This is a genomic window from Flavivirga abyssicola (assembly GCF_030540775.2).
Taxonomy (GTDB): domain Bacteria; phylum Bacteroidota; class Bacteroidia; order Flavobacteriales; family Flavobacteriaceae; genus Flavivirga; species Flavivirga abyssicola.
The window spans coordinates 2,870,597-2,896,199 of sequence record NZ_CP141266.1; the positions used below are offsets into that span (position 1 = coordinate 2,870,597).

The window sequence follows — 25,603 nt, forward strand, 5'->3', positions numbered from 1 at the left end:
GTTTATTAAATCAAGGTTACATGAGAAAAAAAGTTAGTGTTCACAGTTTATTAAAACTAATAGGCAATGATTTTTTAACGTCTTTGGCCTTGGAGACGGGTACAAACTATAAATCAAAAAAGTTACAAGGCGAAGTTGTTTTCAAATTATTGCTGATGTCCCTTTTAGACGATAAAAAGATCAGTTTGCGTCTCATGGAGAAAACATTTTCCAACAACCTATTCAAGCTTTATTCTGGAATAGAAAAAGGTCAGACCATTAGGCACAGTAGCTTGTCAGAGCGTATTTCCGTTATAAACTCAGCGTATTTCGAAAGGATACATGCCCATGTTTATGAGCTTTCCGAACAATACTTTGATACAGAACAGGAGCCCTACAATATTCGCCAATTTGATTCAACAAGCCTGTCCCTTTCTGCCAAACTATTAAAAAAAGGGATGGTCAACGGGCTGAAGAACAAGAAAGGTGAGCATGGCAAGAAACAGATAAAATTCACTGTTGGCCTGACCAACAACCTGCCGAGCAATATTCGTTTTTATAACGAACAGAAGCACTTAGCAGAAGACCTGACCTTACGTGAGGCGATTCTTAATGCCAATATCAAGGGTACAGAGGTAGTCGTTTTTGATAGAGGTTTAAAGAAAAGAACAACGTTTCAAGAATTCAACCAGTTGGACATCTTCTTTGTCACAAGAATAAACCCGACAAAGAGTATAAAGGTCATTGAGCAAAATAGGTTGGGAAACAGTATTGAGACCGATACTCTAAATATCTTTAGTGATGAGAGGGTATACTTGTACCATCAGAACAAATCACTTTTAAAGAAACCCTTCAGGCTTATAAGGTCACATTCAAAGCAGACAAGGGAAGAGTTACTGTTCCTGACTAATATAGAAGATTTAAATGCGGATGATGTTACCGAGATTTATAAAAGACGTTGGGACATTGAAGTGTTCTTTAAGTTCATAAAGCAGCACTTGCATTTTAAGCATCTTGTCAACCAAAGTGAAAACGGAATCAAGGTCATGATGTATATGACCATGATTGTTGGGATACTTTTATTGCTTTACAAAAAACTAAACAATGTAAAGAGTTATAAAATAGCTAAATACGAATTTACCGAGGAACTAAATATGGAAATAATAAGAGAAATAGTAGTGATTTGCGAGGGAGATCCACGCAAATCTGATATATTTGATACCTCTTAAAGCTCTTCCGAACACTTATGTTTTCAAAACCTGACAGGTCTACAATCCAAAATCGTAAAACCTTTTAGTGGTGGATATTTATTTGATTGAGGTCGAAATTTAAAAGTGTTTTGGAAATAGCGTTCAATTCATCAAAATGTCCTGAGAAATGATATACTCTGTGAAAATGTCCGATAGTTTCATTAGGTTGAAGTTCTTTCATTGCAGAAGTAGATTCTAATTCAAAAAAACTAATGTCATTTGTAGCCGAATAATCCATAGTCCCGTTATTGTAAATAGGGATAACTTCTCCATCATAAGGGGCTTTTTGAATAGAAACATCCGAATTAAAATAAAGGCTATCGTTCGTTTTTTGATATTGAATAATAGTTAATCGTTGTTTGTCTTTAGAGTAACATCCATAAATTTCTGGGGCAAATTTATGAGGAATTCCAATCTTACTCCTGTATTTACCATCTGTTTTATAAAGAAGCGTTTTTCCTTTTGTATATAATCGATTAGTGTTTAAAGCCCCCAAGTATTTATAGATGTCGGTTATAGAACCATTATTTTTAAGAGGGATAATAACAGACGTTTTATCACTGCCTTCAAACATGCCGGCACTCCATATAGAGGCTAACCCTGTTTCCTTTTTCCAGCCTATAGAATCTATATTTTTAAGGATATGAGAACTATTATAAGCAACAAAATCAATAGAAGCGTTTAATTTAAATTTTAAGTTGTCTTCAATCCTTTTTTTGTCTAAAATGGAGATATGTCGTTTAATGTTTAACTTTAAGGTTGTTCCTTGAAAATTAGTGAGCTTCACCGTGTTTTCTAACCACACTTGTGTATCCGTTTTAGAGATTTCATTAAAAGCTGTGTTTTTTAAAGCATCGGGAACTTGCCAGTTTTTTTCATTTAGAGGTTTGATTTGTTGAAAGTAAAAAGAAAACTGACTACCTAAGGGGCCTATCCAGATTCTATCTTCACCACCAATACCATTTCCATTCAGGTTTTGTTTATTAATAACATCCCTGTTTAGCCATCCATTGCTGGGGCCATTTATACCACTGTATGTACTTGTAATAATTTTGCCTTGATATTTGGGGCAAATTATAAGTCTAGCCTTGCCTTTATTTGCAGTTAGTTCCATATAATCGGTATGGATTTTTATTAACTCTAAATCATTCTTATAACTATAATTACTGGTTTTATTGCAACCAATAATTAGTGGCATAACTATTAATAGTTTTATTATTCTAAGATTTAAAGTAAATAACATTTTATATATCGCTTTCTTGACAAACTCTAAAATAATATGCTGTCAATGTAAAAATGAGTAAATTTTCGAAGTCCACTCAAGATCAATCAAGAATGATTCCTTTTTAATATAGACAATTAAGGGATTAAGGTTTCTGTTCTATAAGCCTAAAAGAATCTATAGCATGAAAATCTGATCTTGCTGCAATTTCAACAGTATACACTTTTGCTTCATTAAAAGTCACATAAATTTGATGTGCGTTATTGTCTGATGTGCTAGTTGTTATAGACCATTTATCAATATCATTCATATATATTTTAAAGAAACCGTTACCGTTTTCACCAGCTGGATTTGGTGACTTTCCTGAACCTTTAGGGTAAAGAATACTACCTCCAGCTCGTTCTGCGAAGAAGTCATCTGCATCTGGGAATTTTAGCCAGCTGTCATTATGCTCTGACCTAGGATCTACATCTGCTTTTTTTGCAATATAAGATCGCCATTGAAAAAGATAAGTACCTGCTTTTGGGACATCGATAGTATAAGTTAGTTTACCAACTTCACCTATGTTACCTTTCCAGGTTTGTCCAGGCCCTTCCCAAACAATATATCCTTCTCCTGTATAATCAGCAATATTGGTACGTTTTTTCCAATCTTCCGTTAAGGTCACAACAGAAGCATCTACTTCAATGACTTTTGCAATGAATTCTTCACACTCGCAAGTGTCTGTATTTAAAATAAAATTACCGTCACATGTTTTAGAACAAACTTCCTTTTCACATTCACAGGAATCAGTGTTAAGCACAAAACCTTTGTCACAGGTTTTGGTACAAATTTCTGTTTTTGGATCTGATTCAGAATCATCACTATTCGAACATGATATAAATATAAAAAATATAGATAAAATAGTTAATGCCGATTCTGTTTTTAATGGTTTCATTTTTTAATTTTGATTTGGGGTTTAACAATAAAATGACTGTTATTAAAGTATTAAATACTTCAGATATCTAAAAAACAAAATTAAGAAAGAGACTGATGCTGTAGAAATAATATTTGATTAAAATCAAGGGCAAATGGTTTTTAAAGGAGATAAAATGAACAATTAACTTCCTATCAATTGATTTATATCTAGTTGTGTGTTTTTAAGAATATCGATCATGGTATCAATGTTGGTGTCTTCTTCTAGACTAGAAGAAAAAATTGAAATAGCTAAAACAGCTTTTATGCTGGAGTTTTTAGACCCGAGAGGAACAGCAATATCAGTAACACCACCAGTTAACTTACTTTTCGAGGATATATAACCATCTTTTTCTATGTTTTCAATGCTAGAAAGAAGGTTTTCCTTTTGCTCTTTGTTCCAGGTTTTAAAATGACTGTCTCTCGATAAAATAGCAAGTCTCTTTTCTTTTGAAAACATAGACAGTAGCGTTCTTCCAGATGTTGTCATAGATAGAGGGAAATGCGTTCCTTCTTCAATCGATAGCGATACAGGACTAGGACTTCTCATTTGATAAATAACCAGTAACTGATCATTATTCATAATACTTAAATGACACGATTGTCTTGTGGTTTCAGATAAGTGTTGCATGGGAAGACTGGCGACCCGTTTCAATTCATCAAAAGGGGTATGTGTATGAGACAGGTTATACATTTTTAAAGATAACCTGTATTTACCAGCGTTAGAACCTCTAATTAAATAACCCCTTTCCTCCAGACATATAAGCATTCTGTATATTTCACTGGGCGTTCTGTCAATACCCTGGGCAATTTCAACCTGAGTTAAAGGAATACCCTCCTGGGATAAATATTCAATGATATCAAGACCCTTGTCTAGTGCAGGTGCGTTATATTTTGTTGAGGTTGTTTTGGTCATTTAAAACTATATTGAATGCAATATTAATAAAAACTATTTGATTCTTGTTTTTTTCATATATAAAATATATTTTCGCATATAAAATATATGAAAATATTTAAAACTAAACAATTATGGCAAATCCGATATTAGGTACCTTAATTCATGCAGTTGGAGGTGTTGCAGCTTCTACATGTTATGTTCCTTTTCAAAAAGTAAAAAAATGGTCATGGGATTCCTATTGGATTGTCCAAGCATCTTTTGCATGGTTTATTTTTCCTTTTTTAATAGGTTTTTTAACAGTTCCTAATTTATTGGATGTTTTTAGTGAATCACCAACAGATGTTTTAGTAAATGCCACTTTATTGGGAGCTATTTACGGCTTTGGAGGGATGTGTTTTGGTTTTGCCATTAAACATATAGGATATTCGCTAACGTATACCATATCTATTGGTATTTCAGCAATATTAGGAACCATCGTGCCTTTAATATTGGAAGGTGCTTTATTTAAAAAGTTTAACGAACCAGGCGGGGCTATCATCTTTTTAGGAATGTTTGTGGCACTTATCGGAATTGTTATTTGTGGTTTAGCAGGTTATAAAAAAGAAAAAGATTTAAAAGCAAATAATGCCAATAAAGGAGAGGCTTTAACCTTTAATATGAAAAAAGGATTGACGCTAACCTTAATTGCTGGTATTTTATCTGCCGTTTTTGGTATATCACTAACAGTAGGAGCACCTGTAGCAGAAATAGCAGGAGAATATGGTGCTGGTAATTTTGAGGGAAATGCTAATTTAATACTGTCTACAGGAGGTGCATTTATTACAAACTTCATTTGGTTTACAATAGCAGGTTTAAGAAAAGGTACATTAAAAGAAATTGTTGATGTTAAAGGGGTAGGTAAAAAACATTTTACTCTTAACCTTGGAATGTCCATTTTAAGTGGCGCTTTGTGGTACGGACAGTTTTTCTTTTACGGAATAGGACATGTTCAAATGGGAGATTATGGTTATGCAAGTTGGGTAATCCACATGTCTATGTTGATCTTCTTTAGCTACATCGTTGGTATTATTATGAAAGAATGGGTTCAGGTGACTAAAAAAACAAATATGATATTATTAACAGCCTTAGGCGTGTTGATTATTTCATTTGTAATCATGGCATACGGAACAGTCTTGGGAGAGCAAGTAGTAGCACATTAAAATACAAGAATGAGTATAAAAAGAATACAATTAAAAGGAATTACATGGAACCATAGTAGAGGTTTTACATCTATGGTAGCCACAGCACAGCGTTTTTCAGAATTAAACCCAAATGTAGATATTACATGGGAAAAGAGGTCGTTACAAGCTTTTGCAGATGAGCCGATAAATGAACTGGCAAAACGATATGATCTGCTTATTATTGATCACCCCTGGGCGGGGTTTGCAGGTAAAAACAATGTGATTCTACCTTTAGATAAACATTTACCTAAGGCATTTATGGGTGATTTAGCTGAAAATACTGTAGGACGCTCCCATGAAAGTTACTCATCAAACGGTCATCAATGGGCATTGGCTGTTGATGCCGCCACACCAGTAGCAGCAAGTAGACCAGATATTCTTGCAGAAAAAGGGTTTAAATTGCCAGAAACATACGATGATTTATTAGCTTTAGCTAAGGCTGGACTAGTAATCATGCCCGGGATACCCCAAGATACATTAATGAATTTTTATATGATGTGTTGTACTTTGGGAGAAGATGTATGTGTATCACAAGATCATGTGGTAAGTGAAGAGATAGGTGTTAAAGCGTTACAATTATTGCGGGCATTGGCTGTTGAAATGGATTCCCAGATTTATGACTGGAATCCAATTCAAATATATGAAGCCATGACACTTACAGATAAATATGCTTATTGTCCTTGGGCTTATGGATATACAAACTATAGCAGACAAGGCTATGCACGAAAGTTACTGCATTTTCATGATATGGTAGATATAAAAGGTTTTGGTAAAGCTATTTCTACTTTAGGAGGTACAGGATTAGCTGTTTCTGCTGAAGCAAAAGAGTTAGAAACCATAATGAAGTATGTAGAGTATGTGGGGTCTGAAGCTTGTCAAAAAACAGTGTTTTTTGATGGAGGAGGTCAACCTGGACACAGAAAAGCCTGGACAGATGAATATACTAATAGTTTAACGGCTAATTTCTTTAAGAACACCTTGCCAGGTTTAGATCGTGCTTTTTTACGTCCACGTTATAACGGACATATGTGTTTTCAAGATAGAGCAGGCGCACCAATTAGAGATTATTTAATGAATGGAGGTGATGAAAAAAGTCTTCTTGTAAGATTGAATGAATTATATAAAAAATCATTAGAGATTTAATATGAGACCATTAGAAGGTATTTTGGTACTTGAGTTTTGTCAGTTTATGGCAGGGCCATCTGCTGGATTAAGGCTAGCAGATTTAGGAGCCAGAGTGATAAAGATTGAAAGACCTGTTCATGGTGAAGGTGGTAGACAAATAGCTATTAAGAATTTATTTGTTGATGATAGTAGTTTGGTTTTTCATACCGTAAATAGAAATAAAGAATCTTATGCAGCCAATTTAAAAGATGCAGATGATTTAAATCGTGTGAAAAAGTTAATAGAACAGGCTGATGTGATGACTCATAATTTCCGTCCTGGAGTTATGGAAAAGATTGGGTTAGACTATAAAACAGTTCAAGAAATTAATCCGCAATTGGTTTATGCAACTGTTACAGGATATGGAACCGAAGGGCCATGGGCGAAGAAGCCTGGTCAGGATTTATTGGTGCAATGTATGTCCGGTTTGGTTAATTTAACTGGAAATAAAAAGGACGAACCCGTTCCTATGGGATTAGCGACAGCCGATCTCATTACAGGAACACATTTAGTTCATGGGATTTTAGCAGCAATTATAAAAAGAGGGAAAACAAACAAAGGATCTTTAGTGGAAGTTAGTTTGTTGGAATCTATGTTAGATTTTCAGTTTGAAGTGATTACTACGTATTTAAACGACGGAAATCAATTACCTAAAAGAGCAGAACAAGGATCGGCACATGCATACTTAGGAGCGCCTTATGGCGTTTATAAAACCAAAAATGGCTATATTTCATTAGCTATGGGGTCTTTAATAAACCTTGCTAAGGTTTTGGAGTGTACAGAACTAGAATCTTATACAGATACAAATTCCTGGTTTGAAAAGCGTGATGAAATTATGGATATCCTTAGAGATGTTCTTATTAAAAAGAATACAAATGAATGGTTGGAAATTTTAGATGCTAGCGGTATTTGGTGTTCAGATGTTTACGATTATAAAACATTACTCAATCATGAAGCTTATAAGGTTTTGGGAATGGATCAGAAATTACAATTGTATTCAGGCGAAGAAGTACATACAACACGATGTCCTATTCGGTTGAATGATGAAAAGTTATACGCTTCAAAAGCAGCCCCAAAAGTAGGGCAAGATACAGAAGCTATTTTAAAAGAGTTCAATTTATAAATCGATAGTTATTAAAATGAAACCATTAGAAGATATATTGATTATAGATTTAAGTCAGTTCTTATCGGCACCATCAGCGACATTAAGACTAGCAGATTTAGGAGCCAGAGTGATAAAAGTTGAACGACCAGAAACAGGAGATATTTGTAGACAGTTATATGTTTCTAATGTTATTTTAAATGGCGAATCTTCAGTTTTTAGAGCTATAAATAGAAATAAGGAAAGTTTTCAAGCCGATTTAAAAAATGATGTTGATAAGCAGCGTGTTTTAAAATTAATTGAAAAAGCCGATGTATTGGTACATAATTTCAGACCAGGTGTTATAGAACGTTTAGGGTTTGATTATGAAACGATTCAGAAAATAAATCCATCCATTATTTATGGTGACATTTCTGGATATGGAAATGAAGGTCCTTGGAAATCGAAACCAGGCCAAGATTTATTAGTCCAATCTTTATCAGGTTTAACCTGGTTGAGTGGAAATGCAGGAAATGGACCAGTACCAATGGGATTAGCTATTGTTGATATTTTATCTGGATCGCATTTAGCACAAGGTATTTTAGCAGCGCTAGTTAAAAAGGCGAAAACAGGTAAAGGAACAAAAGTTTCTGTAAGTATGTTGGAGTCTATTTTAGATTTTCAATTTGAAACGATTACGACATATTATCACGATGGCGGACAACCAACAGAACGTACAGCAAGCAATAATGCACATGCCTATTTAGGAGCACCATATGGTGTTTATGAGACTAGTAATGGGTATTTGGCTTTAGCTATGGGAGCCATTCCCTTTTTAGGAGAATTATTAGGCTGTGACGCACTTAAAAATTACCTAGAAGTGGCTAGTTGGTTTACACAACGAGACGACATAAAAAACATATTAGCAACACATTTAAAAACGGATACGACCGAAAAATGGTTGTCAATATTAGAACCAGCAGATATTTGGTGTGCCAGTGTTATGGATTGGGATACACTCTTTGACCACGATGGATTTAAAGTTTTGGACATGATCCAAAACGTTACAATGGGAGATGGTTTTGAGTATGAAACGACACGTTGTCCAATTAAAATTGATGGACAATTATTAAAATCCTCATTAGGATCTCCATCTTTGGGAGAACATACAAAAGCTATTATAAACGAATTAATTACTAACTAATGGCGCAAAGTAAATTTAGAATTGCTGTCCGAAAATTTGATGCATTTGAATCTGCTATAGATAAAATATGGGCTTCTTTTTGTAAAGAAACAGGTTGCAATCTAGAGTTGGAAGCAGTTCCTTTAGATTTGCATCCATTATATGATACTATTTTAAAAGAAAATGGATTAGCTAATGGCGCATGGGACGTATCTTTAATAAACACAGATTGGATTACTGAAGCCTATGCTACCAATGCCATAGAAGATTTAACACCGTATATTAATGAAAATGCGCCTAATGATTTCCCTAATGGCTGGTCAAGATCTTTATTGTATAAACAAGAATTTGACAATAAAATAGTTGGGCTTCCATTTCACGACGGGCCAGAATGTTTAATTTATAGAAAAGATTTATTCGAATCTATTGAAGAAGGTGTTAATTTTTACAAAGTTCATGGTAAACCATTAGAGATTCCAAAAACATGGGATGACTTAATGCAAGTAGCAGAGTTTTTTAACAGACCGGAAGATGATTTATATGGAACTACTTTCGCTGCGTTTCCAGATGGACATAATACAGTATTTGATTTTTGCTTACAATTATGGACGCGTCATGGCGAATTATTTGATAGTCATAAGAACATCAAATTAAATTCAAAAGAAGCTATTGAAGGCATGATATTCTATAGAAAGGCACTTCAAAATTTTAATGCCATACACCCTGAATCCAGAGATTTTGACTCTGTAAAATCAGGGATGGCTTTTGCTAACGGTAATTTAGCGATGATGGTGAACTGGTTTGGTTTTGCTTCCATGTGTGAGTTTTTAGAAGATTCAAAAGTAAAGGGAAAAGTAGATATTGCAAATGTTCCTGCTGGACCAAATGGAGAAGGAACATCATTAAACGCATATTGGATGTATGTTATTGGAAGTGGTAGCCAAAACAAAGATTTAGCATACGAGTTTATTAAGTATGCGGTGAATGAAGAAAATGATAAGTTATTAACTTTAGAGGGTGCTATTGGTTGTCGCAAATCTACCTGGCATGATGCAGATGTGAATAAAGAAGTACCTTATTATCATAAATTAGAAGCATTACATAAAAAAACGCGATCGCTTCCAAGAAAAAGTAATTGGTCTGAAATAGCCAATGTTATCGATCAGTTAGTGTTAGATGTTATAAATACTTCAAAAGATATTAAGTTAATTTTAGACAATGCTCAAAAACAAGTAGATCGTATGGAAAAATAATTAATTATAAAACATCCATAACTAAAAAATCGATATTTAAATACAATGCTTTTGACCATTGAAAAAATAAAGATATACATATGAAATTAGTTTACAAGCCAGAATTACCAAAAGAAAAGCGCCCAATTTATATTATTGGAGCAGGGGGGATTGTGAGAGATGCACATTTACCAGCATATAGAAACGTGGGCTTTGTGGTTGAAGGTATTACAAACAGAACGAAACAAAGAGCAGATGATTTAGCTGAAGCATTTAACATTCCTAATGTTTATAATAATGTAGAAGACATGGTAGCTGCGGCACCGGAAAATGCCGTTTTCGACCTTACACTAATGCCTAATCAATTTGTAGCTACTTTAGAATTATTGCCAGACGAAGCGGCGGTACTGATTCAAAAGCCAATGGGAGATGATTATAAGCAAACCTTAGAGATTTTAGAAGTTTGTAGAAGAAAAAAATTAAAAGCAGCTATTAACTGCCAAATGCGTTTTGCTCCGTATGTTATGGCAGCAAAATATTTAATAGAGAAAGGGCTCATAGGTGAATTATACGATTTTGAAATTCGTTTAACAACTTATACACCATGGGAGTATTTTCCAAATGTAGTGAATCATCCACGTTTAGAAATTCAACAACATAGTATTCATTATATCGATTTAATTCGTTCGTTTTTAGGAAACCCAAAAAAGGTATATTCAAAAACGTTGAGAAACCCAGGAAAACCTATGTCTTCAACACGAACTACAACGATTATGGATTATAATGATGCCATGCGTGCTATTATTAATACCAATCATGATCATAATTTTGGAGAGAAAAATCAGGAAAGTTTTGTGAAATGGGAAGGAACAAAAGGTGCTATTAAAGCTAGAATAGGATTGCTATTGGATTACCCCAATGGAAAGCCAGATTTATTTCAATACTGTATAGTTAAAGAAGGAGAAGATCCAAAATGGGTTGAGGTTCCGCTAGAAGGATCCTGGTTTCCAGATGCTTTTGTTGGAACGATGGCGTCTTTAATGCGTTATGTTGAAGGATCTGCCAACGAGCTTCCAACGAGTGTGGAAGATGTTGTACATTCTATGGCAATAGTGGAGTCTGCATACGAATCAAATAACCAAGGAGGTGTTACTCCTAATTATAATATTTAATCGAAAAGAATTCCCCGAGGCTCAGCCTTGGATTTCAGTTAAAATTGTCATTCCCGTAAATCTGCCTGTCGGTAGACAGGAGTGGGAATCTAAATTGTTCAAGTAGTTAAAAATGGATAGTTTTTATTTAATGTCTAGTATTTATCCAGTTAAATTACTCATTGGTTTTATGTACAAACTATAATTTTGCGAGTAGTTAGAAACTAACCATTAGAGGCATTCATGGGGGCATTCAAAACATAAAAATATCAAAAATGCTTGGAGAAAATGGTGTTTGAAGAATTTGGTCATTAATTACAAAAAAGTGCCACCTATCTTGAATTAAGAATAACAGATTACAAAATATACACAATAATGAAAGCAACACAATATGAAGGTAATAAGACCTTCAAGGTATTAGAAAAGGAAATTGAAGCACCCAAACAAGGCGACGTTAGGATTAAAGTGGCGTATGTAGGGGTTTGTGGAACAGATGTACATATTTACCACGGTATGATGGATAAGCGAGTTAATATTCCTGAAACTATTGGTCATGAAATGTCAGGTGTTATTGATGCACTTGGAGACGGTGTAACAGGCTATAAAGTTGGAGATAAAGTGGTTGTCCGCCCGTTGGATGATAGAAAAGTAAAGCCTTCAGATAAAGGATTTAACCACATTTGTGAAGAATTAAAGTTTATAGGAATTGATAGTCCAGGAGCCATGCAGGAATATTGGAACGTTCCCGCATTTACATTACATAAACTAAAAGACAACACCGATTTAAAATTAGCTGCTTTAATTGAGCCGCTTTCAGTAGCAACACATGATGTTCGCTTAAGTGGATTGGTGGCAGGAGAAACGGCTGTTGTTTTAGGTGGAGGCCCAATAGGTTTATTGGTAGCGATGGTTGCTAAAGAAGTTGGTGCGAATGTTATTATTTCTGAGGTAAATGAAACACGTATTGCTAAAGCAAAAGAAATGGGATTAAATGCTGTAAACCCAATGCATATTGATTTGGTGCAATATGTAAGAGAACAAACAGAAGGGAGATTGGCAGATGTTGTTTTTGAAGTGGCCGGTGTACAACCTGCTTTAGATATTATGACAGAAATAGCAGGTATTAGAGGCCGAATTTTAATGGTAGCTATTCATGGACAAAAGAAAGAAGTTGACCTGTTTAAGTTCTTTTGGAAAGAATTAAAATTAATCGGTGCTCGTGTTTATGAAAAAGAAGATTATGAAAAATCAATAGCCTTAATCACAGCTAATGAGTTGCCGTTTGAAGATATGATTACCGATGTACAACCATTAAGTAAGGTTCAACAAGTTTTTGAAAATATAGATAATAACCCAGATGGCATGAAGGTGTTGATGGATTGTCAATTATAGTTAACGTGAATTTAATGACGAGTTTATTTTGTTAAAAATCAATAAATTATGTTTTTCGTGTCAGGTTGAGTACTTCGGCTACGCTCAGTATAAACTAAAGTCGAAACCTATTTAAACTTATAAGTTTGAATGTGTTTAGGGAGACAAGTAACGACATTAGTGAATTGATGTTTAAAATGAGCTTCTAGTTATGAAGACTCACGTTAATCAGTTTGACAATGATTTTTCATTTAGGAAACATATTCGTTTGGTAGAGGAAGATATAAAATAGTAAAGACATTAAAATAACTAGTAAAAAATTATATAATGAGTATTTTGAACAAATTTAGTTTAGAAGGAAAAACGGCCTTAGTAACAGGCTGCAAAAGAGGTATAGGTAAAGCTATGGCTATAGGTTTGGCAGAAGCAGGCGCTAATATCATTGGAGTGTCAGCTTCATTGGAATTAGAAGGTAGTGATGTTGAAAAAGCAGTGCTGGCTACAGGAAAAAGTTTTAAAGCCTATCAATGTGACTTTTCAGATAGGAAAGCCTTATACGCTTTTATTGCAGAAGCTAAAAAAGACAATCCAACCATAGATATTTTAGTTAATAATGCAGGCACTATTTTAAGAGCCCCTGCTGCAGAACATTCAGATGAATTGTGGGATAAAGTCATTGAGGTAAACCAAAATGCGCAGTTCATTTTAACCAGAGAGTTTGGTAAAGACATGGTCGCTAGAGGTTCTGGGAAAGTCATCTTTACAGCGTCGTTACTTACATTCCAAGGAGGAATTACAGTTCCGGGATATGCTGCAAGTAAAGGTGCTATTGGTCAATTAACTATGGCTTTTTCTAACGAATGGGCTGGCAAAGGCGTTAATGTAAATGCAATTGCACCTGGCTATATTTCAACAGACAATACAGAAGCATTAAGAAATGATCCGGTAAGAGCAGAATCTATTTTATCTCGTATTCCAGCTGGAAGATGGGGAGAAGCCACAGATTTTGCCGGACCAACAGTATTTTTAGCTTCAGAAGCTGCGGCCTACATGAATGGATCTGTCGTACTTGTTGACGGTGGATGGATGGGGAGATAATTTACATCACAAAAAGTATTAAACATGCATATTTTATCAAGATTTTATGAAGACTACGAATTAGGTAGTAAAAGAGAAACTTTAGGAAGGACGATAACAGAGACTGATTTTGTTGTTCATGCTGGTCATACAGGTGATTATTTTCCACATCATATGGATGCCGAATGGTGCAAAACACAACCTTTTAAACAACGTATTGCTCATGGTACATTAACATTTAGTGTAGGTATAGGCATGACAGCAACAGAGATTAACCCAGAGGCTTTTTCTAAGGGTTATGATAGATTACGTTTTATAAAGCCTGTATATATTGGAGATACCATTAGAGTGGTAGTGACTATTAGTGAAAAGAAAGCATCTAAACATCCTGAATTGGGACATGTTAATGAGCATGTTGAAATATTTAATCAACGGGATGAGTTGGTTTTAGTTTGCGACCATATTCTTTTAGCTAAGAAAAAAGAGTTTGAGGCTTAAATTTTTATTTTAAAGTCGTCGTACTCTCATAGAAGGAATAATACCTATGGTTTTGAAGCAGTATTAAAAAACAATTTCAAAAGAGAGAAGAAATTAAAAAAGGCGTTACTTAATAATTAAAAGTAATGCCTTTTTTGTAGCTAGAGCAGCATGTTATATTATTCAAATTTATCTAATCTATCTATATTCATTAAGTGGTCGCTATCTCTCTCAAAAACTAACGTAATGTGATTTTCTATGGTAAAGCCAAGTAATTTTGAAAAAGACCAATAACCTACAAAGCTTAAAAAGAATAAAATTAATCTTTGAATTAGTATAAGCTAAATCAATTGGTCAAATTTGCATAACATATGTTTTTTTGCTGAAGTTTTCCTTAATTATAATTTACTATAGAATTAGAATAACTTATCTTCAAAGTTCATAAGTTTACATGTAATAATTAAGAGACAGATGAAACTCTTCAAAATCGATTTATTCAATACGATTATTATTAATAGCAGCCTCTTTTTTTCTTGCGAAGCTCCTAAAGAATCAGTCCCAATAAATTAAAATCTAAATCAATCACAATTAAAAAAATAAGTTTGTAAAAATGAAGGATCAATTAAAAATAGTGTTATTTGCTTTTTTATGCATGTTAATGTTTACTCAATTATATGCTCAAGAACGCCCTAATATTATTTTCATTTTAACCGATGACCAGTCCTACGGATTATTAGGATGCACAGGTAATGAGATTGTAAAAACCCCTCATATAGATAAATTGGCAGAAGCAGGTACTTTGTTTACAAATGCGCATGTAACTAGTGCGATATGTACGCCAAGCAGAATTTCTATTTTATTGAGTCAATTTGAACGCAAACACGGAGTAAATTTTAATTCAGGAACCAGTGTTTCTGAAGAAGCATGGGAGCAATCTTATCCCGTTGTGATGCGAAAAGCAGGTTATTATACTGGTTGGATAGGGAAAAACCATGCACCGATTGGCAAAGGCGGTTATCAAAGTGGGGTCATGGAAAAAAGTTTTGATTATTGGTATGCTGGTCATGGACACTTAGGTTTTTATCCAAAAAAAAGGCATAAAATATTTAATGATGCCATCTCCCATACGCAACCAGAAATTATAAATGAAGGCGTTAATGACTTTTTAGATAATAATGAGAGAAGATTGGATGGGGCTATTGACTTTTTAGATGGAAGACCAGAAGATAAGCCCTTTTTGTTATCTATTAATTTCAATTTACCACATGGAGCGAGTACTAGTAGCATGAAATTAAGAGATAATGATGATGACATTTACAAAACATTGTATCGTGATTTAGATATCCCCTTGCCGGACAATTATATAGCTAAAGCCAATATTCAAACTCCAAAATTACCAGGTGATTTACTTCGTGCAGAAGACAGACAAAAAGGGTATAGTTATGTAGATACCCCAGAAGAGACTAGAGAGAGGTATATACGTCAATTACAAGCAATGACGGGTATTGATCGCTTGGTTGGAAACCTAAGAAGTAAACTAAAAGCAATGAAATTAGATAAAAAAACGATTATCATTTTTACTTCAGATCATGGATTATTTATGGGAGAACAGGGGTTAGGAGGAAAAGCATTGTGCTATGAAAAAACAACCCATGTACCACTAATCGTATTAGATCCATCAGTTAAAAGAAAATTAAAAGGCATCAAAACAGATGCTTTAGTACAATCTATAGATATTGCTCCTACCATTTTAAAAATGGGTCATGTTGAAGCTCCAGAATCTTTTCAAGGGAAAGACATCTCTACTTTAGTTAAAGGTGGTGAAAATGAAGTTAGAGATTACCTATTTACCGAAAATCTATGGTCAACGCAGTTTGGTAACCCGCGTTGTGAAGCTATTCAAAATAAAGAATGGAAATATATTAGATATTATAAAAATAACACGTTTTCGGCTCGTAAAAAAATAGCTGTAGCAAAAGAATTAGGGATCAAAGAGAATAAAATGTTGTATGCTGTACACGATACTGATATTGCGGTTTATCGAGATTATATCGAATCGTCTGTAAATGGAGAGCAACCTGTTTATGAAGAACTGTACAACTTAAAAAATGACCCAGCAGAACTGAATAATCTAGCACAAAAAAGAGACTATAAGGCTATTCTAAAAACACTACAGTCCGTTTGGGCAAAGAAAATTAAATACGCTCGCGGAGAAGATGCTCCCAAGGTTAATAGATTTACAATTGATAGTCAGTTAGAATCAAAGAAAAAAATACACTTAGAATGAAAAACGCTTTATTAATATTATTGTTCAGTTTCCTAATTTATGGAGTCAATGCACAAAGTAACTTTAATATAGTGCTCATTGAATCCGATGACCAAAGTAATCAAGCTATAGGTGCTTATGACAATCCATCTATGGTAACTCCAAATATGGACACACTTGCCAAAGAAGGGGTCTCATTTACATCGGCTTACAATATGGGGTGTTGGTCTCCTGCGGTATGTGTACCTAGTAGAACAATGCTTTTTTATGGGCAATACTTATGGGATTCACGAAAAATCACTAAAGAAAATGCACCTATATCATTACCGGAAATATTAAAAAAGCAAGGGTACAATACTTATATGACAGGCAAGTGGCATGTTTGGGGTAATAAGCCCAAGGATATTTTTGACCAAACAGGCACCATACTTCCCGGACAACTTAAAACCTATTACAAAAAAGAAGGACATGCAACAGATATTGTTGGTAACGAAGCTGCTCAATACATAAAGGAATATAATAGCGACAAACCATTCTTTGTTTATGCTGCTTTTAATGCCCCACATGTGCCTAGAGAAACAGAACAGAAATATTACGATTTATATCCCGTTAATAAAATGGAACTTCCGCCTAGTGTTATTAATAACAGTCCTTTAAATCCAAACATAAAATATAACTATACCAAAGCGCCTATAAAAGCTGAAATAATGAAATCCAGAGTGCAGCAAAATAATGCTATGGTAACTCATATGGACGAACGTATAGGAGATATTTTAAATGCTTTGAAAGAAAAAGGGGTTTACGATAATACGATCATTGTTTTCATGTCCGATCATGGTATAAGTTTTGGCGAGAATGGCGTTGCAGGAAAAGTGTGCTTATACGAACCAAGTGTTACAGCTCCGTTAATTATAAAAGCACCAGGTATAACTGCTAATAAAAAAATAGAAGACAGGGTCTACCTTCAAGATATACTTCCAACACTTTTAGAGTTGGTTGATGTTAAAACGGATGCAGATTTTGATTTTCAAAGTTTAACTCCCCTTATCAATAAAACAGATCAAGCAAGAGCATCTATTTATTTGGCAATGTTTGATGATCAAAGAGGGGTCATTTCTAATAATAAGAAATTGATTATTTACCCAAAATCTAATGATATTGAACTATATGATTTTAAAATAGACCCTTGGGAAACAACTAACCTTATAGATACCAAAAAAGGAAAAAAAGAATTTAAACAACTTCATAAAGAACTAATGATCTGGCAAGAAAACGTTGGAGATACGGTAAACTTAAAATCGATTAAATACTAATTTTCTATAGTATGAATAAATACCTTCTGTTTTTACTCATTACAACATCTATTTATGCTAAAGATTTTGATGTAAGGGATTTTGGCGCAAAAGCAGATGGAGTAAGTTTAGACACGCAAGCTGTTCAATCTGCCATAGATGCGTGTACTAAAAATGGAGGAGGTAAAGTTATTATTCCATCAGGGAAAACAGTTCTTATAGGTACTATTTATATAAAAGATTATGTAACACTACATATTGAAAATGGAGCTGTTTTATTAGGTAGTGCAAACATAGATGATTATACAACGGATACACATAAAAATATGTACAAAAATGAACCTCATATGGATCGTTGTTTAATTTTTGCCAGAAACGCAAAATCTTTTGCTATTGAAGGTTATGGAACAATAGACGGTAATGGTGCTTTTAAAAATTTCACCAGTAAAACGGGAAGACCAATGCTTATCAGGTTTATGAATAGTGATAATATTCATATAAAAGATGTAACAATTAAAAACCCTGCTGCCTGGACTTCGGCTTGGTTGTATTGTAATGACATTGTTGTAGATGGGATTAAAATTCATAGTAGAGTAAACAATAATGGTGATGGGTTAGATTTTGATGGTTGTACTAATGTTCGTGTATCAAACAGTTCTTTCGATACCAGTGATGATTCTATTTGTATTCAAGCATCATTACAAGATAAACCCAGCAAAAATATTGTAGTTACTAATTGTACTTTTATAAGTAAATGGGCAGGTATGCGCATTGGATTATTGTCTAGAGGAGATATAGAATCGGTAACAGTTAACAATTGTACATTTAATGATATTGATGATTCTGGACTTAAAATTCAGCTTAACGAAGGTGGAGAAATGAAGAATATGTCCTTTTCTAATCTGGTAATGAAAAATGTGCCACGCCCTATTTTTATGACTTTTGCACAACAAAAAGCATGTGTAGACGCTCCAGAAGACATGTATCCAATGAAAGCGATGCATCATTTTGTATTCAATGGAATTATTGTAGATAACAGTGCGTTAGATAAGAACTCTGCTATTTTTATTACAGGCTTGCCTAATCATTACATAACCGATATTCAATTGAATAATATTCAAATGACTGTTTCTGGTGGAGGAACCAAAGTACATGCAGAAAAAACAGATTTAAAAGAATATACATTAGAAACCTTAGCGGGGTGGTGGCCAGAATTTCACTTAGTAGGCACACTCCCTGCATACGGCATTTTTGCCCGTCATGTAAAAGGAATTTTCATTAGCAATGTTCAAATTAAAACTGTTAAAAAAGATGAACGGCCTCCTATTGTTTTCGATGATGTTATAAATAGTTCAGTAAACCATGTATTTATCAATGGTAATCCCATTCTTGAAAAACATATAATTGAAAAAATAAGCCATGAATAAAAAACGAATTCTCTTTTCTACAGCTATGTTGTTTTGCTTATTAAAAATCAAAGCAGAACTATTTGGTGATGTAGATAATCAAAATATAGAAACAAATAAGTAAGAGTATAATGAAAACAATTAAAACTGCTATTCTTTTTTTATTTGTTGTGCTTTTGAATTGTAATGAAAAGCCAGCAAGCGAAAAAAAAGTTGATTTAAACACAGAGTCTTCGACAGCTTTTGAAGCCAATTGGAAGTCTCTTGAAAAAGTTAATCCGGAACCACACTGGTTTAAAGATGCCAAATTTGGTATTTATACACATTGGGGACCAATATCAGAAGCATTTCAAGGCGCTAATCCTGAAAGAAGTTATGGGGGGTGGCATGGAATGATTATGTATCAGGATGGGGATAAGGTTGAAACAAAAAATGGAGCACCCTCAAATAATTTTCTACACCATAAAGAAAAATATGGAGATCCTGCTGAATTTGGTTATAAACATGTTATAGAACAATTTAAACCCACTAAATTTAATGCTAAAGAATGGGCAGAACTATTTGAGAAATCTGGAGCAAAATTTGCTGGGCCTGTAGCCATGCACCATGACAATTTTGCCATGTGGAATAGTAAAGTTACAAGATGGAACTCAATGAATTATGGAGGGATTGATCCATCTGCGGAACTTAAAAAAGAAATTGAAGGCAGAGGAATGAGATTTATGGCTTCCTTTCATCATGCCTTTACATGGAAATATTTTGCACCAGCGCATAAATATGGCGGTGTAGATTCTGCTGATTATGATTTATATACTAATCCACACGACATAGATTCAGATCTTCCAGATGAAGATTTTTACGAACAATGGTGGGCAAAATTAAAAGAATTTATAGATGTTTATCAACCAGATTTAATTTGGTTTGATTGGTGGTTGGAAAATATGACAGAAGAAGCACGTCAAAAGTTTTTAGCATACTATTATAATAAAGGACAGGAATGGGGAAAGGAAGTTGTTGTTTGTTATAAAGAAACAACATTTCCTGAAAATGTAGGCATCAAAGATTACGAAAGAGGTAGGCCAAATCAACCTAAAAACCAATTTTGGCTAACAGATACGTCTCCGGGAGCTTGGTTTTATAGACCCAATACCGAGTTTAAAACATCTAATGAATTAATAGATATACTGGTAGATATTGTTTCTAAAAACGGCTCTATGCTTTTAAATGTACCACCAGATCCAGATGGATCCATTCCCCAAGAAATGAAAGATTTGTTAATTGGTATGGGAGCCTGGTTAGAAGTAAACGGTGAAGCTATTTACGGAACAAGACCATGGACTATTTTCGGAGAAGGACCAACAAGGTTACCAGAAGGAGGTCATAAGGTTGAAAAACACAACATAGAATATACAAATAAAGATATTCGATTTACAAAAAAGTCAGATACAGAATTTTTTGCTATTGTTTTAGACAAGCCAGAAAATAACATTGTAATTAAATCACTAAGCACGGACATTGGTGTTCTCAATTCTAAGATTGAAAATGTGACGCTTCTAGGAAGTGGAGAACAAATTCAATGGACAAGAAATGAGCAAGGCTTAATTATAAAAGTGCCTAAAGTACTTGAAAACAAAGAGGCTTATGCTTTTAAAATAGTTATGGAAGGCTACAAGGAAAATAATATTGGAGGCGATGTAGATGCCCATGTTGATTAAAACCATTCAAAATGATTTCAATACGGGGTTTATCAAAAACATTAGTAATAATTACCACTGTTTTTTTTATGCAGAATGCATTAGCACAGAAGAAACCTAATGTGCTGATTATTTATACAGACGACCACCGTTTCTCTGGAGTACATGCTTTGGGAGGAATGGATGTAAAAACACCTAATATTGATACACTTGCAGATGATGGAATTGCTTTTACAAATACGTATTTAATGGGGGCTTTTTCTGGAGCTACCTGTATTCCAAGTAGAGCCATGCTATTTTCTGGACGCCACCTTTTTAAATTAAAAGGGCAAGGGCATGTTATTCCAGATGAGCACATAACCATTGGCGAGGCTTTTAAAGAAGCAGGTTATGATACACACATTGTAGGGAAATGGCATAATGATAATAAGTCTTTGTTACGTTCGTTTGATTCTGGTGATAAGATCATGGGGCGGGGTGTATATTTAGTAGACCATTTTAGAATGCCATTCTGGGATTGGGATAAAACTGGAGCATTTAAAAAAGAAGATGCCTATGTATTGGCTTATGATAATAGAGGAAAAGAAATTCGAAGCCCAATAACAAAAGATGATGTAAAAGGACCAATTAGAACAGAACTAGATGGACCACATACTTCTGAGGTTTTTGCAAGGCATGCTGTGCAATATTTGAAAAAAAAGGAAAAGAACAACAAACCTTTTTTTATGTATGTAGCATTTCATGCACCCCATGACCCTCGACAAGCTCCAAAGGCGTATAGAGATATGTATACTCCAGAGACTATTAAATTGCCACCTTCTTATAAGTCTCAACATCCTTTTGATAATGGTCATATGTTTTTAAGAGATGAAGAATTAGCTCCTTGGCCACGAACCAAAGAAGTTGCTAAGCAACATGTAGCAGACTACCATGCTATAATTTCACATTTAGATCATCAAATAGGAAAAATAATTACAGCTTTAAAAGAAAGCGGTGCTTATGAAAATACATTAATCGTTTTTGCTGGCGATAGTGGTTTAGCGGTTGGAAATCATGGATTAATGGGTAAGCAAAATATTTATGATGAAGATGGCATTCATGTTCCTTTTATTCTTTCCGGACATTTAATTAAAAACAAAGGAAGAAAAATTAACGCCCTTAGTTACATTCATGATATTTTCCCAACGATTTGTGATATGACAGGTGTTGCTATACCAAACACGGTTAAAGGGAAAAGTTTAGTTCCTGTCATTAAAAATAAAACAGATCAAGTAAGAAATGAAACGTATCATGCATATAAACAATTTCAAAGAGCTTACAGAAAAGGCGATTATAAATTAATTGAATATGTGAGAGCAAATGATAATCATTGGCAAAGAGGAGAAGAAATAAGAGGTTCTAGAGTAACTCAACTTTTTAATATCACAAAAGACCCTTGGGAAATTCAAGATTTGTCATTTTTTCCTGAGCATGCCAAATTAGTAGCTAAGATGAAAAAAGAATTAAAAATTAAAGCTGAAGAGTTAGGTGATGTCAAAGAGAATATCGAAGGGGAAATTTATGGTTTTTGGGAGTTTTATACAGATTAAAATAAATAACTTGAATCTTGGATAAGAAAATTTATGTCAGTTAGAGTGATTTTTGCAAAAAATCGTATCGAAAACCTGTCTGCCGATAGGCAGGCAAATAAATTTTCGACAAAAAAAGCTTCTCGATACATCCCGAAGCAAATTCGGGACACTCGAAGTGACATCTTGAACTCTTAAACAAGAATACGTTAAATAATAAGTCAAATTCATTTTCTTGTGAAATTATTGTTCAATGTTATTGAGTTAAGATTGAAATGTTAGGAGCGTAGTTGAAGCATACCTCAATGGCTCTGCCGAGGAGAGGATAATTGGTTTCAAGAAATTCTTTATTGAAAATTTTTATTGAATTTGCTTTACTTTATTTCTGAAGTAACACAAACAGCAGAAACGATATCGTAATTACGGGCTTGTTCCAATAATTCGCCATTTGGTGCTATTTTATATGTAATTACTTCATTAGAATCTTGTAAGCAAGCGATCAACCATTTACCATCAGATATAATATTAAACTCTCTTAATGTTTTTCCATTTGTTGATTGAAATGATTGTAATTCTAGGTTATCACCTTGTATTTTGAATATTGTAATGGCATCTAAGGTTCTGTTTCCCACATATAAATAGTTACCGTTAGGGTGAATTCTAAGGGCAGAACCGCTGGGGGTTTCACTAAAAGTGCTAGGTAAGGATCTAACAGATTTTAAAAGGGTAAATTTGTTGTCTTTTCGCTTTAAAATCGATACATCTCCAGTTAGTTCATTTATCAAATACCCTAAATCACCTTTTTTGTTAAAGACCATATGTCTTGGTCCTCCACCTTTTTCAACAGCAATGTCATCCTCTTTTACATCAACTAAGATATTGTTTTCTAATCTGTAGGCTTTTATTAAATCAATACCTAAATCTGGTACAAAAACATCCTTTCCATTAGGGTGAATCATCGTTTGATGTGCATGAGGACCTTCTTGTCTCAATAAATTGATACTACTTCCTGTATGTTGAAAGTTTTGGACACTAGGTAACAATGTCCCATTGTCTTTTGTAGGGAATAAAAGCATGTTGCCAGAACCATAACAAGCAATTAATAAGCCGTTATTCATGTAAGTAATATGACATGGTAAATCGCCATCAATCGCTTGTTCGTTTAATAATTGCAACGAATAATCTTCTTGTATCTTAAAGGCTTTTACTTTTGGGTTTTCGTTAATTGAAACTTCAGTTAGAGCATATAAATAGTGTTGGTCATCACTTAGAGTTAAATATGCTGGATTTGTTATTGAGAACGTGTGAAGTACTTTGAGCACTCCACTATTATTATTTATTTCAACAGTGTATATGCCATCACCTTTACCACCAAAGTCTTCAGTGAGCATGTGCGTATAACATCCAATATAGAAAACAGAATTCATTATGACTAACGTTAGTTAATACCAGTTCTTATTTATTATTCCTCGTAGTATTATACAAATTAAACAATTTATTGGCCGTTATTTTATTTTTGGCATTATTTATTACGTTTTTTCTTCTATTATTATTTGAATGGCGTTTGCGATAATGTGAAAGATCTCCAACACTAATTATTAATGAAAATCGTGATTATTTATATCGAGTTATTTTAATTCTAACCAATTTAAGTTTACAATTTTATCGGCACCCCATTCAGAAACAAAAACCACGACTATATTTTGAATTCCAGTTACTTTTTTAAGTATAGGAGTTTCGATGGTTTGCCAATTATTCCACCCTCCCGTATATTTTACAGGGAAATCTGCAATGAGTTTTCCTTTTTTATCTCCTATTCTAATTTCAAAATGACCAATCCGTTGACCGCTTGATACTCTTGCTTTCATTTTAGTAGCAGATCCATCACCAAAATCAACATTGTTGAACTTAACAGAACTCATCATTTTGGTATCACAGACCATCCAACCTATGGGTTCGTTACCGCCAACAAAAGCTGTTTTGGCACCATCAATTTCATTGTATCTATCAACTTGGATTTTTTCTCCAATGGTAGGAGCTCCAATCCCTCTAATGGTTGGTTTAACCTTTTTTATGGTACCATTTTCTTTAAATTCCATATAATCCGCTCTTATAGAACGTAATTTATTAAAGCCGCTGATTTCCCACCAATGGTAAAATAAAATCCATTTCCCATTATAATTTACTACAGAATGATGATTAGTTCCTTTTCCAATATTATCCATGATTTTTCCCTGATAAACAAATGGTCCCATAGGGTTGTCACTTATAGCATATCCAATCGTATATCCTTCGTTAATAAAAACATGAGCAAATGTTAGATAGTATTTTCCCTTGTATTTAAAAGTAAAAGGCCCTTCAACGTATCCTGCAGGAATTCCTTGGATTTTTATAGCTTCTCCATCAATCTTTTTCATGTTGTCTTTTAACTTGGCAACTTTTAACGTTTTATCGCCTGCATAGTATAAATATGCTTTCCCATCATCATCCAGTAATAAACCAGGATCTATGCCACTAATGCCTTTTATATAATTCTTTTCCCATTTAAATGGTCCTGTTGGACTTTTAGAAACACCAACACCAATCCTTCTAAAAGAAGAACTGTCTTTAGGTGTAGCAGGATAGTAATAATAATAGTTGTCTCCTTTTTTTATGCAATCTGGAGCCCACATACCATTGGCATCTTTTTTACCCCAAGGCACTTCATTTTGATCCAATATAACACCGTAATCTTTCCAGGTATTACCATTTTCTAGAGAAAACATATGATAATCCGGCATACAAAATCGAGGGGCTTTAACACCTTCCTTTGGTATAATGTCATGCGAAGGGTATATATATAATTTACCATCGAAAACACGTGCTGTCGGGTCTGCTGTAAACATGTGCGTAACCAATGGATTTTGGGCGTTTAAACTTGTTATTAAAAGTAAGGCTACACTAGTAAAAAATTTGTTACTCATAGTTTTTTGGTATTTTAAAATTTTAGATGAACTTTAAAAACATTAGCAAAGTCATGTAAATCTTTTAAGGGTATGAAGATGCTATAATTATTGTTATTGAAAGACGCCGAAAAAAACAGGTCCTATAAAAAAACTTAGTTTTAAAATTTGGTTTA

20 protein-coding genes are annotated in these 25,603 nt (G+C 34.0%); 15 read left to right on the forward strand and 5 right to left on the reverse strand.

The annotated features are described in order from the left end of the window. The first annotated feature begins 20 nt into the window (after window positions 1-20). Entirely contained in the window at window positions 21-1,208 is a 1,188-nt protein-coding gene (locus Q4Q34_RS12095; protein WP_330444543.1) for an IS4 family transposase, read from the forward strand. Window positions 1,209-1,272: 64 nt separating this feature from the next. On the opposite strand, the gene Q4Q34_RS12100 is transcribed toward Q4Q34_RS12095, so the two are convergent. The 3 genes from Q4Q34_RS12100 to Q4Q34_RS12110 form a co-directional block, all read right to left on the reverse strand. Then, window positions 1,273-2,427, reverse strand: a complete 1,155-nt coding sequence (locus tag Q4Q34_RS12100; protein ID WP_303316289.1) for a DUF6786 family protein — start codon at window positions 2,425-2,427, stop codon at window positions 1,273-1,275. A 169-nt stretch (window positions 2,428-2,596) separates the two neighbouring features. Next, window positions 2,597-3,388, reverse strand: coding sequence for a carbohydrate-binding protein (locus Q4Q34_RS12105; RefSeq protein WP_303316288.1), 792 nt, complete (start codon window positions 3,386-3,388; stop codon window positions 2,597-2,599). A gap of 162 nt (window positions 3,389-3,550) precedes the next feature. Beyond that, on the reverse strand, window positions 3,551-4,321 hold the full coding sequence (locus Q4Q34_RS12110) for an IclR family transcriptional regulator (RefSeq protein ID WP_303316287.1): 771 nt from the start codon (window positions 4,319-4,321) through the stop codon (window positions 3,551-3,553). A 113-nt stretch (window positions 4,322-4,434) separates the two neighbouring features. On the opposite strand from Q4Q34_RS12110, the gene Q4Q34_RS12115 reads away from it, so the two are divergent. The 14 genes from Q4Q34_RS12115 (at window position 4,435) to Q4Q34_RS12180 (ending at window position 22,506) form a co-directional block, all read left to right on the forward strand. Further along, entirely contained in the window at window positions 4,435-5,502 is a 1,068-nt protein-coding gene (locus Q4Q34_RS12115; protein WP_303316286.1) for an L-rhamnose/proton symporter RhaT, read from the forward strand. A gap of 9 nt (window positions 5,503-5,511) precedes the next feature. Then, entirely contained in the window at window positions 5,512-6,666 is a 1,155-nt protein-coding gene (locus tag Q4Q34_RS12120; RefSeq protein ID WP_303316285.1) for an ABC transporter substrate-binding protein, read from the forward strand. Between the two features lies 1 nt (window position 6,667). Then, window positions 6,668-7,810: a CaiB/BaiF CoA transferase family protein gene (locus Q4Q34_RS12125; protein ID WP_303316284.1), complete on the forward strand. Its 1,143-nt coding sequence runs from the start codon at window positions 6,668-6,670 to the stop codon at window positions 7,808-7,810. A 16-nt stretch (window positions 7,811-7,826) separates the two neighbouring features. Continuing rightward, on the forward strand, window positions 7,827-8,972 hold the full coding sequence (locus Q4Q34_RS12130; RefSeq protein WP_303316283.1) for a CaiB/BaiF CoA transferase family protein: 1,146 nt from the start codon (window positions 7,827-7,829) through the stop codon (window positions 8,970-8,972). Beyond that, window positions 8,972-10,204: an ABC transporter substrate-binding protein gene (locus Q4Q34_RS12135; RefSeq protein WP_303316282.1), complete on the forward strand. Its 1,233-nt coding sequence runs from the start codon at window positions 8,972-8,974 to the stop codon at window positions 10,202-10,204. Before Q4Q34_RS12130 ends, Q4Q34_RS12135 begins: the two co-directional genes overlap by 1 nt. Window positions 10,205-10,284: 80 nt before the next feature. Continuing rightward, window positions 10,285-11,355 carry a Gfo/Idh/MocA family protein gene (locus Q4Q34_RS12140; RefSeq protein WP_303316281.1) on the forward strand — a complete coding sequence of 357 codons (1,071 nt, stop codon included), beginning with the start codon at window positions 10,285-10,287 and terminating at the stop codon, window positions 11,353-11,355. Between the two features lie 354 nt (window positions 11,356-11,709). After that, window positions 11,710-12,726 (forward strand): zinc-dependent alcohol dehydrogenase, encoded by a 1,017-nt coding sequence (locus tag Q4Q34_RS12145; RefSeq protein WP_303316280.1) that lies wholly within the window; start codon window positions 11,710-11,712, stop codon window positions 12,724-12,726. 312 nt (window positions 12,727-13,038) lie between these two features. Beyond that, window positions 13,039-13,803, forward strand: a complete 765-nt coding sequence (locus Q4Q34_RS12150; protein ID WP_303316302.1) for an SDR family NAD(P)-dependent oxidoreductase — start codon at window positions 13,039-13,041, stop codon at window positions 13,801-13,803. Between the two features lie 24 nt (window positions 13,804-13,827). Beyond that, a complete protein-coding gene (locus tag Q4Q34_RS12155; protein WP_303316279.1) occupies window positions 13,828-14,280 on the forward strand; it encodes a MaoC family dehydratase in 453 nt (150 codons plus the stop codon). A 589-nt stretch (window positions 14,281-14,869) separates the two neighbouring features. Further along, entirely contained in the window at window positions 14,870-16,546 is a 1,677-nt protein-coding gene (locus Q4Q34_RS12160) for a sulfatase-like hydrolase/transferase (RefSeq protein ID WP_303316278.1), read from the forward strand. Further along, window positions 16,543-17,838 (forward strand): sulfatase-like hydrolase/transferase, encoded by a 1,296-nt coding sequence (locus Q4Q34_RS12165; protein ID WP_303316277.1) that lies wholly within the window; start codon window positions 16,543-16,545, stop codon window positions 17,836-17,838. The genes Q4Q34_RS12160 and Q4Q34_RS12165 overlap by 4 nt, the downstream gene beginning before the upstream one ends. Window positions 17,839-17,849: 11 nt before the next feature. Further along, entirely contained in the window at window positions 17,850-19,244 is a 1,395-nt protein-coding gene (locus tag Q4Q34_RS12170) for a glycoside hydrolase family 28 protein (protein WP_303316276.1), read from the forward strand. A gap of 110 nt (window positions 19,245-19,354) precedes the next feature. Further along, window positions 19,355-20,938 (forward strand): alpha-L-fucosidase, encoded by a 1,584-nt coding sequence (locus Q4Q34_RS12175; protein ID WP_303316275.1) that lies wholly within the window; start codon window positions 19,355-19,357, stop codon window positions 20,936-20,938. An 11-nt stretch (window positions 20,939-20,949) separates the two neighbouring features. After that, window positions 20,950-22,506: a sulfatase-like hydrolase/transferase gene (locus Q4Q34_RS12180; RefSeq protein ID WP_303316274.1), complete on the forward strand. Its 1,557-nt coding sequence runs from the start codon at window positions 20,950-20,952 to the stop codon at window positions 22,504-22,506. 353 nt (window positions 22,507-22,859) lie between these two features. Here the strand turns inward: Q4Q34_RS12180 and Q4Q34_RS12185 are convergent, their stop codons facing one another. Both Q4Q34_RS12185 and Q4Q34_RS12190 read right to left on the reverse strand, forming a co-directional pair. Beyond that, window positions 22,860-23,912 (reverse strand): lactonase family protein, encoded by a 1,053-nt coding sequence (locus Q4Q34_RS12185; RefSeq protein WP_303316273.1) that lies wholly within the window; start codon window positions 23,910-23,912, stop codon window positions 22,860-22,862. Between the two features lie 201 nt (window positions 23,913-24,113). Beyond that, window positions 24,114-25,448, reverse strand: coding sequence for a family 43 glycosylhydrolase (locus tag Q4Q34_RS12190; protein WP_303316272.1), 1,335 nt, complete (start codon window positions 25,446-25,448; stop codon window positions 24,114-24,116). Between the last annotated feature and the right edge of the window lie 155 nt (window positions 25,449-25,603).

Coding starts and splice junctions, on each gene's coding strand:
- Q4Q34_RS12095 (WP_330444543.1), top strand. CDS start 21: ATGAGAAAAAAAGTTAGTGTTCACAGTTTATTAAAACTAATAGGCAAT.
- Q4Q34_RS12100 (WP_303316289.1), bottom strand. CDS start 2,427: ATGCCACTAATTATTGGTTGCAATAAAACCAGTAATTATAGTTATAAG.
- Q4Q34_RS12105 (WP_303316288.1), bottom strand. CDS start 3,388: ATGAAACCATTAAAAACAGAATCGGCATTAACTATTTTATCTATATTT.
- Q4Q34_RS12110 (WP_303316287.1), bottom strand. CDS start 4,321: ATGACCAAAACAACCTCAACAAAATATAACGCACCTGCACTAGACAAG.
- Q4Q34_RS12115 (WP_303316286.1), top strand. CDS start 4,435: ATGGCAAATCCGATATTAGGTACCTTAATTCATGCAGTTGGAGGTGTT.
- Q4Q34_RS12120 (WP_303316285.1), top strand. CDS start 5,512: ATGAGTATAAAAAGAATACAATTAAAAGGAATTACATGGAACCATAGT.
- Q4Q34_RS12125 (WP_303316284.1), top strand. CDS start 6,668: ATGAGACCATTAGAAGGTATTTTGGTACTTGAGTTTTGTCAGTTTATG.
- Q4Q34_RS12130 (WP_303316283.1), top strand. CDS start 7,827: ATGAAACCATTAGAAGATATATTGATTATAGATTTAAGTCAGTTCTTA.
- Q4Q34_RS12135 (WP_303316282.1), top strand. CDS start 8,972: ATGGCGCAAAGTAAATTTAGAATTGCTGTCCGAAAATTTGATGCATTT.
- Q4Q34_RS12140 (WP_303316281.1), top strand. CDS start 10,285: ATGAAATTAGTTTACAAGCCAGAATTACCAAAAGAAAAGCGCCCAATT.
- Q4Q34_RS12145 (WP_303316280.1), top strand. CDS start 11,710: ATGAAAGCAACACAATATGAAGGTAATAAGACCTTCAAGGTATTAGAA.
- Q4Q34_RS12155 (WP_303316279.1), top strand. CDS start 13,828: ATGCATATTTTATCAAGATTTTATGAAGACTACGAATTAGGTAGTAAA.
- Q4Q34_RS12160 (WP_303316278.1), top strand. CDS start 14,870: ATGAAGGATCAATTAAAAATAGTGTTATTTGCTTTTTTATGCATGTTA.
- Q4Q34_RS12165 (WP_303316277.1), top strand. CDS start 16,543: ATGAAAAACGCTTTATTAATATTATTGTTCAGTTTCCTAATTTATGGA.
- Q4Q34_RS12170 (WP_303316276.1), top strand. CDS start 17,850: ATGAATAAATACCTTCTGTTTTTACTCATTACAACATCTATTTATGCT.
- Q4Q34_RS12175 (WP_303316275.1), top strand. CDS start 19,355: ATGAAAACAATTAAAACTGCTATTCTTTTTTTATTTGTTGTGCTTTTG.
- Q4Q34_RS12180 (WP_303316274.1), top strand. CDS start 20,950: ATGATTTCAATACGGGGTTTATCAAAAACATTAGTAATAATTACCACT.
- Q4Q34_RS12185 (WP_303316273.1), bottom strand. CDS start 23,912: ATGAATTCTGTTTTCTATATTGGATGTTATACGCACATGCTCACTGAA.
- Q4Q34_RS12190 (WP_303316272.1), bottom strand. CDS start 25,448: ATGAGTAACAAATTTTTTACTAGTGTAGCCTTACTTTTAATAACAAGT.